The following is a 9,856-nucleotide window of genomic DNA, read 5'->3' on the forward strand; positions in this document are numbered from 1 at the left end:
GGACATGAACAGTCCGTTTAGACGTCCTCTCGCTTCACTCCCCAATGTGTAAATCGCACGCTGTCCAAGCACAAGATTTCCCGATACTGCCATGTCCAGCGTGATAGCGGAAACAAGGAGCATGGCTAGAGCAATAGTTGAATTGCCTTGAACAAGGTATGTCAGCAAAAAGGACAGGACAGCGATGATCATCGCCAGTCCGCTCAAAAATCGGGTCCAGCCTTTGTCCGCCAGTCTTCCGGCGATCGGCGCTGCGACTGCGCCGCCAACACCGACTAAAGCAAACAATGCAATGCCTTGCTGGGACAATCCGAAATCATCCGCAAGCCGTAAAGGAGCCGTAGTCCAAAAGAGGCTAAAGGCACCAAATAGGCAGGCTTGATAAATGCCCCGGCGGCGTAATACAGGTGTTTGTTTTAATAGAGTACCCAATGAAACGATTAATTCGCCATAATTCATCGTAGGTGAAGGCTTGCGCTCAGGAAGAATACGCGACAATAGAAGTGATAAAAGAGCTGTAATAACCGCCGACAATGCAAATACTGCATGCCATCCCCAAAGGCTGGCTATAAAGCTTGCTACAGGCCGGGCCAACATGATTCCGAGCAAGAGTCCGCTCATCACGTTCCCCACCACACGTCCGCGCTGCTCTTCAGACGATAAATAGGTAGCATAAGGTACCAGTATTTGGGCCACCACAGATCCGAGTCCAATGAATAGGGACGCAGTGAGGAACAATAACGCATTAGGTGTGAATGTTGCCGCAATCAAAGCACATACAACAACAAGCAGCGATAAGACAGCAAGACGCCGATTTTCAATAATGTCACTAAGCGGTACGATAAACAGCAGCCCTACGACATAACCGATTTGAGTTAAAGTGACAATTAACCCTGCTGCGTCGGAAGAAAGACCCGTAGCGGCGCTAATCGGTCCTACCAGTGTTTGGGCATAATACAGATTGGCGACGATAAGGCCGCATGCAGCTGCTAACAGCAGCGTAATCCAACTCGAAATACTTTTACCTTCCATTACTTGATCTGTTTGCATAATAATCCTCCTCGTAAAATAAATACTGAACGTATAGTTCACTAATTCATGTCTTTATAATATACTGAACGTACAGTTTTGTAAATAGTCAGTTTTTATTTTTCTTTTACTGGATATTATGTATAATGAACGTATAGTTTTTATTTGGAGGGGATTTCTGTGAATGCCAAAAGAGGGCGCCCGCGTAACATTGAAACTGAAAAGTCCATCCTTGCCGCTTCCTATGACTTGTTGTTGGAGAATGGCTTTGGAGCAGTCACTGTTGAGAAAATTGCTGAGCGTGCCGGGGTGAGTAAAGCTACCATTTATAAATGGTGGCCCAACAAGGCTGCTGTTGTTATGGATGGCTTTCTTTCTGCTGCCACAGCAAGACTGCCGCTGCCCGACACAGGCTCAGCATTCAATAATATACTGATACACGCCACGAATTTAGCCCGATTCTTGACAAGCCGGGAAGGTAAAATCATTACGGAGCTAATAGGAGAAGGGCAGTTCGATTCGGGGCTGGCAGAGGCATACCGGGTCAGATTTTTCTATCCGCGCCGGCTTGAAGCAAGACAACTATTGGAACAGGGAGTTCAACAGGGGGAATTAAAGGGAAATCTTGATATTGAGTTAAGCATTGACCTGATTTACGGGCCGATATTCTATAGATTGTTAGTAATCGGTGGAAAGCTGGATGATACTTATGTGCAAAATTTAGTAACCTCTGCGTTTGAAGGAATTAAAGCAAATTGAATAGGAGGGGGCTGCACAGCTGCGGTGCCGAACCTGATCGATGCCGCAGCTGGCGGGTATTAGATCATTCCTGCCATACCTCTTCCCTCTGGTTTTTAGGGTTTTTCTAAGCGTAAGCGCTTGTCGAAGATGTTCTATCAACCGGAAGGGACCTGATTTCATCCACGGCAGCCGGACGTATGCGAATGGCCTGCCCGCCTCCCGGGGCGAGCCTCAATTGCAAGGTTGTGCTTCTGTCAACAGGTACCTTGGAAATGGTCAGGGGATAGGGATTGATCCTCCAATCGGCAGACGGGCCATCGGCATAGATTTCTGCCACATACGCTTGGTCCGGATCAAGAAAAGCGAGCGGCGCCGCAAGCGTGCGTTCGTGCTCATCGGTAATGCTGCCCAGATACCATTCTTCACTGTTTCTGTCTTTGCGGACAATCGTTACATAATCTCCGATCTCTCCGCCCAGCACCCTGGTATCCTGCCAATCGGTAGGGACATCCAGAATAAATTGAAAAGCCGCGCGCTGCTGTTCGTAATTTTCCGGCAGGTCGGCGGCCATTTGCAGCGGGCTGTACAGAACGACGTAAAGGGCCAGTTGTTTAGCTAACGTCCCCCGCACCCGGTTGCCCGGTCTGAACTCCTTATAGATCAGCCTTACAATCCCCGGTGTATAGTCGAAGGGACCGGCAAGCATCCGGGTAAAAGGAATAATGGTGGTGTGGTCCGGAGGGTTTCCGGCATATTCGGCGGAGGCATCGAATTCCTGTCCCCGCGCGCCTTCGCGGGTCATCATATTCGGATAGGTTCGTCGTTCTCCCGTATCCTTAACCGGCTCGTGGGCGATCAGACTGATCTGATACCTGGCCGCGGTTTCGATTACTTTTCGATGATGATCCACGTTATATTGACCGCCAAGCCACTCCATGCTGAGCAGATTCCCTTGGTCATCAAAGCGCTTAAGCGCAGGGTCAGGGGAGACATAGCCTGTTTTCACAACGTCTATCCCGAGTTTTTTAAATAAAGTAAAAGCCGCTTCCATTTGCCGCTCCAGATTCTGAATCGCTCCGGCCGTTTCCATGTGCCCGATAATTTTCACGCCCTTGCTTGCGGCATACGAAGTGACTTCTACAATGTCATAATCAGGATATGGAGTTGTAAAACTGAAGTTCTCACCATGCTTGGTCCAATCGTTCTCCCACCCGATATTCCACCCCTCAATCACCACCATCGGAATGCCGTATTTGGCGGCAAAATCAATGTACCGCTTGGCGTTCTCGGTTGTTGCACCATGCTTGGGGCCGTAGCTCCATGTGTAAATCCCCAGATGCATGCCCCACCAAATGCCAATGTACTTGCCCGGCAGCACCCATGACACATCTCCCAGCCTGTTCGGTTCATTCAGATTAAGAATCAAATAGGAGGTAATCAAATCGCCCGGCGTTTCTGCGATCTGAATCGTTCGCCAGGGCGTTGTTAGCGGAGTGGAGCCTTTGACTTTAATACCGTCGGACCAGGGAATAAGGTCGGCTGCAAGCGTATTATTTTCCAGGGGCATCAGGGTCATGGTGGAATAGCGGGACAGTTCGGCTTCGTGAATGCTCAGGTACAATCCATTAGCCATTTTCATCGTTAAAGGGGTATGGACGGCGCGGTAAGGAATGGAACGAAGGGGAGTCACATGGTACAGCAGTTCAGTATACAGTTTCTGATAGGCGGGAATCCACCATGCGTGATCCACATCGGTAAGGGCAAATTCGGTATCTTCGCTCTTGATTTCAAAATGGGAGAGATGCTCCTGCTCAGGCAGCTCATAGCGAAAGCCCAGGCCGTCATTGTATACACGAAAAATGATGAACATTCGGCGCGGAGACGGGGTTGTCTCTTCAAGCTCCACGCGGAGTTCATTGTAATGATTGCGTATTTCCCTGACTTCTCCCCAAGGCTGTGTCCAGGTCTCATCGAAGCTGTCATACCTGGCGGCGGAGACTCTAAAGTTCCGGTTAAGCGGCTCGGCATGTTCAAAGGTAAAGCCCAGCTTCGAAGGCCGGATCACGGGCCGGTGACAATAGCGCACACTATAATAAGGAATGCCGTTATTTAGAATAAATTCCGCCTGGATGCCGCCATCGGGTGAAAAAACAACCCACCTGCTTGTCACTTTATGTTCCGCCTCCTTACATCGATTCTATTACAACATCTTATGAGGGCCCCAGCTTGGCATATCCCTGGAAATATGCTCTGAGCAAAGCTGCTGCGAAAAAAGGACGTGAGGGGGCAGGCATGAAGATAATCTGGCTACCCGACCCAATGTGGCACGAAAATAGGCTGCAGACGGTGAACGGAAGCTACCATTGATCCAGGTTAAGCCATAGTCGTTCCGCATCAGTCATACGTATATCCAGCGCTGCGAAGCTGGAGATTAATTCATCGAGGCGCTCAGGCCCAATGACCGCACATACTGGATAAGGCTGGTTTAACACATAGGCTAACGCAATATGATTTGCTGTAATCCCCTTTCCTTTGTGTGCGGCCAAGCTGCTCGCACGGCCTAACCGTTTCCAGTTATCGTCGCTGTAATATACCCGGACCATGTCCTCGCTCACGCGCACGCCGGGGGAGTAGCGTCCCGAGAAGAAACCGCCTGCTTGAGATGACCACGCGAATAATGGAAGCTGGGTTTGCTTATGCCAGTCATGATAAGCTTGATCCACGTACACCGTTCCAGGCCAGCGCGGCTCATTGACTGCGGCCAGACTTAATGAGGGACTATTGACTACCAGACGGTTATAGCCCTTTTTGTTCGCATACCGATTCGCCTCTTCAATTCTTTGAACCGACCAATTGGAGGCTCCAACCGCTTTAATCAGACCGGAGTCTATGTGTTCCTGAAGAAAATCCATAATTTCGTCCACCGGAACCGAAGGGTCATCGCGGTGAAGCAAGTAAATATCAATATAATCCGTCTGAAGTCTCTCTAGACTGCGCTCCAGATCCTCCGCAACATCTTGGCGAGTCAGCCTGTTTACAATGGCTTGATTGGCATTCACATGATAGTGGCCGCCCTTGTCGATGATTACGACATTTTGCCGAAGCTGTCTTGATTTTAGCCACTGTCCGATCACCAGCTCGCTTTCGCCATCCCCATAGACATTCGCCGTATCGATGGTGTTTCCGCCGCGCAGGATATAGGCATCAAGCATTTCAAATGCGGCATCCAGACGCTTTCGGGAAAAATCGGCTGTCCCGATAACCAATTGTGAACATGACTTGTCAAGACCTTGAACGGGTATATATTTAATTGTGACCACCCCTCGCTTTCATTCCCACTGCTGCAGCTGATGATTATACCGAAACAGGCCGTCCCGGTTCAGCCGCTTCTTTACCTTCCCGTCTCCCATCCAGATCAGCCGGTCAAATTGAAGGGTAATAAATTCCTTTATACCGGGCTTGGTTCCAATGGAACGCATTTCGGCGAAATACGCTTCAAGGTTCTCAGAAAGCTGGCCCTTGTGAAACCGGAATCCTCCCAAATAAGCATCGACGATCATAAGCTCGGTGACCTCCGAGAATCGCCGCCACAAATAATAATCTCCGGCATACTTGAACGTCGGCCAAAAATCATAATCAATTAACGCATTCAGTTCTCTGCTCCAAAACGTAGATTCCTGCTGTAGAAAGGGGAGCTTCATGCCGTAATACCCGCAGCCAAGCAGGTTTTTCCTGTATTTAAAAGGCAGAAAGGATGAAACAAACTGTGAACGGTCATTGTAGCTGACATTCAATCCTGTAAGCCACTTTACCGGTTTCGTTTCGAACAGATCCAGAACAACATCGAAGGCGTGCCTGGAGTAATAATCCCCAGCATTAATATAAGCGCAGATGTCTCCAGTCGCGAGCTGGAAGCCTTTGGATAAAGCGTGATACATCCCCGCATCAGGCTCAGATATGATCTTTATGAACCCGCTGTTTACACTATTGATCAGTTCGATCGTACGATCCGTTGAACCGCCGTCACAGATGATATATTCCAATTCAACTCGTCCCGACTCCACGGCCGTCTGCGTAATTACCGACTGAACGGTCTCCATAATATATTTCTCCGCATTATAGCAAGGCGTTACAATAGATATTTTGTCCAATGTTCTCTCCCTGCGCTTCCTTGAGTCAAATTGATAATTTAAGTTATGAAAAGGTTGAAAAATGTGTGCATATGGTTCCTGATTTTCTAAATACTTGATAGAATTAGACAAAATATGAAGATGGAGTGAAGAGGCTTGCATGCTGGAACTCAAATCATTGAAACCGTCAGGCTTACGTTAAGGCCGTTTATTTTGCAGGATGCCGGGAGCATGCATAAGAACTGGATTAGCGATTCCGAAGTTCAGTGGAATTACGGCGAACCTGCTTATGAAGATCTCGGCTCGGTTAAAGAATTGCTGGAGAAATGGATTGCATCTTACGTTCGAAGCGAATTTTACAGGTGGGCCATTATCCTTAAAGACAATGAGGAGTGCATCGGACAAATTGCCTTTTGCAGCGTTGATGAACAGCATCATTTTGCGGATATTGAATATGCAATCGGAAAGTCATACCAGAACCAAGGATACGCCAGTGAGGCGTTGGCAGCGGTAATCCAATTTACATTTAAGCAAACCGGGTTAAATAGGCTTCAAGCTTTTCATCGCGGCAGAAATGTCCCTTCGGCAAAGGTGCTGCAAAAAGCTCAAATGAGATATGAAGGAACTTTAAGGCAGAGCTATTATTACAGCGAGACGGATGAATACGACGACCGAGTGTATTATGGCATTACAAAAAAGGATTTTTTTTGACCCTACTTACCAGCTGAAATACAGCGGGTTTATGAAATTGCTACCGCAGCAGTTTTGTAAACCTTTTTTAGAGTAAATTATTGTTAAAAATCTCGTTATATAAGCCGACGCCCTTTTCTGTCAGGTTAAAATAAAGGATGCTCCAGACAATATTTAAAAGCCCCTCATGTTGTTCTGTTTCCCCCAATAATGCTTGTTGTACCCACGACATCAACAATAATACAATTCCTTTTGCCAAACATGCTTGAAGCTCTTTATTTGGGGATGCCCTGAATATTTCTTTTTTTTCAAAATGCTCAATAATTCTGAGAAAATGCAGTGTAAGCTCTTCTCTTACTTTTATTTGGAATTCCAATATTTCATGATAGGTTTTGCGCAATTCAATCATATTGCTAAAATAGAAATAGTATTTCTTTTGAAAGTCAAGCATCATTTTCAATTGCTCATTTAAACCCTCTATGTCAACCTCCGTTTTCAAATCCAAGGATTGTAAATCTTCATATTGGAGCTCAACGATAGCAAAGATTAAATCAGATTTTTTTTTGTAATGGTAGGTTATATTCCCCACACTCTTATTGGCTGCATCGGCAATATCACGCATCGAGACGGTGGCATATCCATTTTTATTAAATAACTCTATGGCCTTATCCAAAATCACTTTTTTGGTAGTCATGAGACCCCTCCGAAAATAAAATTTCCATAGCAGCATACCATACTTGACGGATTAGTACAATCGTGCTAACATGAAGATGCAATTTAGTACAAACGTACTAACATTGCTGAAGGGAGGTCAAAATGATGAACCCGGATAACCAGGAAATGAATGCAATCGTCCGGACTTTACCTATTGACAGAGCCATTCCTAATGGTCTTGACGTAAATGATTTCATTGTACTCATGCGGGAATATCAAAAGGGAGGCGACTATGCCGATATTTGTGACAGTTTGGGTGACCGTTCCAGGGCATTGGCCGATCATGCAATACAGCAGGGCCACCTAATGACTGCAACAACTTTTTATCTCAATGCTGTTGCTGCTTACAGAGTTGGACAATACACAATTATCCCGGATACGGACAAAAAGCTGCGTATGTACCGAAAGCTGATAGATTGCTATAGTGAAGCTGCAAAGCTGTATAACCCGGAAATTGAAAGGATCGAAGTACCATACAAAGACAGCAAAATGGCTGGATGGTTAAGAATGCCTCAGAAAACGGCGGGAAAAGTTCCGGTCGTTATTTCTATCGGAGGAGCTGACGGCTGGCGCGAAGAACATCATAATTACAGCAGCTATTATGCAGAGAGAGGTCTCGCGTATCTGATGATAGACGGACCTGGGCAGGGTGAAACAAGGCTGTTTAACAAGATGTATATGGAACTGAATAACGAAGAAGCCTTAAATGAAATTATTGAACATGTATCAATGGATAATAGATTTGGCAAAATAGGCATGGTAGGCTACAGTTTTGGCGGATATTTGGTAGCAAGGACTGCAGGAATCAGTAAGAAGCTGGATGCTTGTATCATCAATGGGGGCTCCTATTTTCCAAAAGAGGTCATCAAATTTATTCCTCATTTCAGCAAAGTATTTTCGGCGCTGTCAAACAAGAAGGGTACCGAGTTGGAGAAGTTCATTGACAATATGACGATGGAAGGGCATGCCTCCAATATTACCTGTTCACTCTTAGTAAACCATGGGATACCTGATCCCCTGTTCAGCGCTGAAGGGGTTGAACAAATTTATAATGAAGCCCAATCGACGGATAAAACATTAAAGCTCTGGAAAGACGGTAATCATTGTGTCACAAACCATGCAACTGAAACGATAACCATGTTTGCAGATTTCTTCATGGACAGATTGAAATAAATTATCTATTTCTGGCCTGCGGGAGGGAGATCAATGGTTCATTTAACTTTAAAGGAAAAATTTGCATTTAAATATATTTTTAGTGAGGGCAGGGTTTATCAACGGTGGTATGGAAGATTTTTATCCTTCGGATTAGATTATGGGAGATTGAGAAGAGTAGTGACAAGGGTGCCTAACTGGCTGAATTGGTGCGAGCAATGGACTATAGAAGGCGATGCGGTTTTTAAAAAGGCTGAGGAAGCATTAGATAAAGGAAACAGGGTACAGGCACGGGCATTGTTCCATGAAGCCGTCGGCTGCTATCATGCCGGTCAGCATGTATTTTTTATTGACAGCAATCAAAAGGAAAGAACACAAGAAAAAGCCAGAAAAAGCTATCAAAGAGCAATAAGCCTATACGATGAAAAGGAAAGGCCCATACGCATTGATGTACCCTTTAACGGTGTGAAAATTCCGGGATATTTGAGGCTTTCGACAGTGCCTGACAGCCCGCTTATTATATTTGTAAACGGGATGGATAACATCAAAGAGGCTGAGGGCAACTCACATGGAAATTTATTTAGACAGAATGGGTTTAACTATTTTACATTCGACGGGCCGGGTCAAGGCGAACTGTGGAAAGATATGAAATTCGATGTAAAAGAATATCATAACGCTGTAACGGCGATCATCAATTGGTTCGAACAGCATCCGATCTATGGAATGGACATGGGAAGAATCGGCCTTATAGGTTTCAGCTTGGGTGGATATCTGGCGCCGATGTGTGCGGCATATGATAAACGGGTAAAATGTGTAGTTGGGAATAGCGGACTTGTATTCACCGGCGGATTAGAAGGACTAAAGAAGCTTAATCCATTATGGCAGCGGGGCGTCACATATATGACCGGATGTGAGACGCTTGAACATGCGACAGCTCAATTTGACTGGGATATTGAGCGTGATCCCGGCTTAAATGTACCTTTGCTGTTCTATCATGCAGGGAAGGATGAGGTTATGCCTTCACCCAAGCTCCACGCGGATAAGATGATGAGATGGGCGAAGGGTGAAAAGACGCTGCATTATTATGAAAAGGCCGAGCACTGCACAATGGATTACCTGGATGAGGTTTTTCCGGAGATTATAGATTGGTTTAAGAATAAACTCATAGAGAGACAGGGATGAGACAGGGCCTCATTTCCACGAAAAATGTGGAGTGAGGCCTTTATTTTTTAAATATGGGTGAACGTAAATCATAGCCTTTGACCTGGGAGAGTCATGAATATTTTGCGGCAAGCGTTTAGATTATTTAGTCGAAACCCGCTATACTTGAATCTATAGTGTTCTATTGAACACTCCCCCACTTGGCTAACACTTGAAGTGGGGGATTCTTGGGTAATCCC

The 9,856-nt window shown here is 45.9% G+C and carries 9 protein-coding genes; 4 read left to right on the plus strand and 5 right to left on the minus strand.

Translation table 11 applies throughout. The features are described from left to right. A partial coding sequence (locus L691_RS0108315; protein WP_198023002.1) for an MFS transporter occupies positions 1-1,050 on the minus strand: 1,050 nt, incomplete at its 3' end. 159 nt (positions 1,051-1,209) lie between these two features. Here L691_RS0108315 and L691_RS0108320 point away from each other — a divergent pair. Then, positions 1,210-1,788, plus strand: a complete 579-nt coding sequence (locus L691_RS0108320) for a TetR/AcrR family transcriptional regulator (protein ID WP_025689937.1) — start codon at positions 1,210-1,212, stop codon at positions 1,786-1,788. Between the two features lie 106 nt (positions 1,789-1,894). Here L691_RS0108320 and L691_RS0108325 read toward each other — a convergent pair whose 3' ends face one another. The 3 genes from L691_RS0108325 to L691_RS0108340 all read right to left on the minus strand — a co-directional run bounded on the left by L691_RS0108325 (position 1,895) and on the right by L691_RS0108340 (position 5,921). Beyond that, positions 1,895-3,940, minus strand: a complete 2,046-nt coding sequence (locus tag L691_RS0108325) for a glycoside hydrolase family 97 protein (RefSeq protein ID WP_025689938.1) — start codon at positions 3,938-3,940, stop codon at positions 1,895-1,897. Between the two features lie 187 nt (positions 3,941-4,127). Further along, positions 4,128-5,090, minus strand: coding sequence for an aldo/keto reductase (locus tag L691_RS0108335; protein ID WP_232229137.1), 963 nt, complete (start codon positions 5,088-5,090; stop codon positions 4,128-4,130). Positions 5,091-5,099: 9 nt separating this feature from the next. Next, entirely contained in the window at positions 5,100-5,921 is an 822-nt protein-coding gene (locus tag L691_RS0108340; RefSeq protein WP_025689940.1) for a glycosyltransferase, read from the minus strand. A 135-nt stretch (positions 5,922-6,056) separates the two neighbouring features. Between L691_RS0108340 and L691_RS0108345 the strand changes: the two genes are divergently transcribed. Then, positions 6,057-6,611, plus strand: a complete 555-nt coding sequence (locus L691_RS0108345; protein ID WP_025689941.1) for a GNAT family N-acetyltransferase — start codon at positions 6,057-6,059, stop codon at positions 6,609-6,611. A 67-nt stretch (positions 6,612-6,678) separates the two neighbouring features. Here L691_RS0108345 and L691_RS0108350 read toward each other — a convergent pair whose 3' ends face one another. Further along, positions 6,679-7,284 (minus strand): TetR/AcrR family transcriptional regulator, encoded by a 606-nt coding sequence (locus L691_RS0108350; RefSeq protein WP_025689942.1) that lies wholly within the window; start codon positions 7,282-7,284, stop codon positions 6,679-6,681. Between the two features lie 122 nt (positions 7,285-7,406). On the opposite strand from L691_RS0108350, the gene L691_RS0108355 reads away from it, so the two are divergent. Then, complete coding sequence (locus L691_RS0108355) at positions 7,407-8,477, plus strand: alpha/beta hydrolase family protein (protein WP_084653991.1); 1,071 nt, start codon at positions 7,407-7,409, stop codon at positions 8,475-8,477. Positions 8,478-8,510: 33 nt separating this feature from the next. Beyond that, positions 8,511-9,638: an alpha/beta hydrolase family protein gene (locus tag L691_RS0108360; RefSeq protein ID WP_025689944.1), complete on the plus strand. Its 1,128-nt coding sequence runs from the start codon at positions 8,511-8,513 to the stop codon at positions 9,636-9,638. The last annotated feature ends 218 nt before the right edge of the window (positions 9,639-9,856 follow it).

The organism is Paenibacillus zanthoxyli JH29 (assembly GCF_000520715.1).
Classification (GTDB): Bacteria; Bacillota; Bacilli; order Paenibacillales; family Paenibacillaceae; genus Paenibacillus_AQ; species Paenibacillus_AQ zanthoxyli.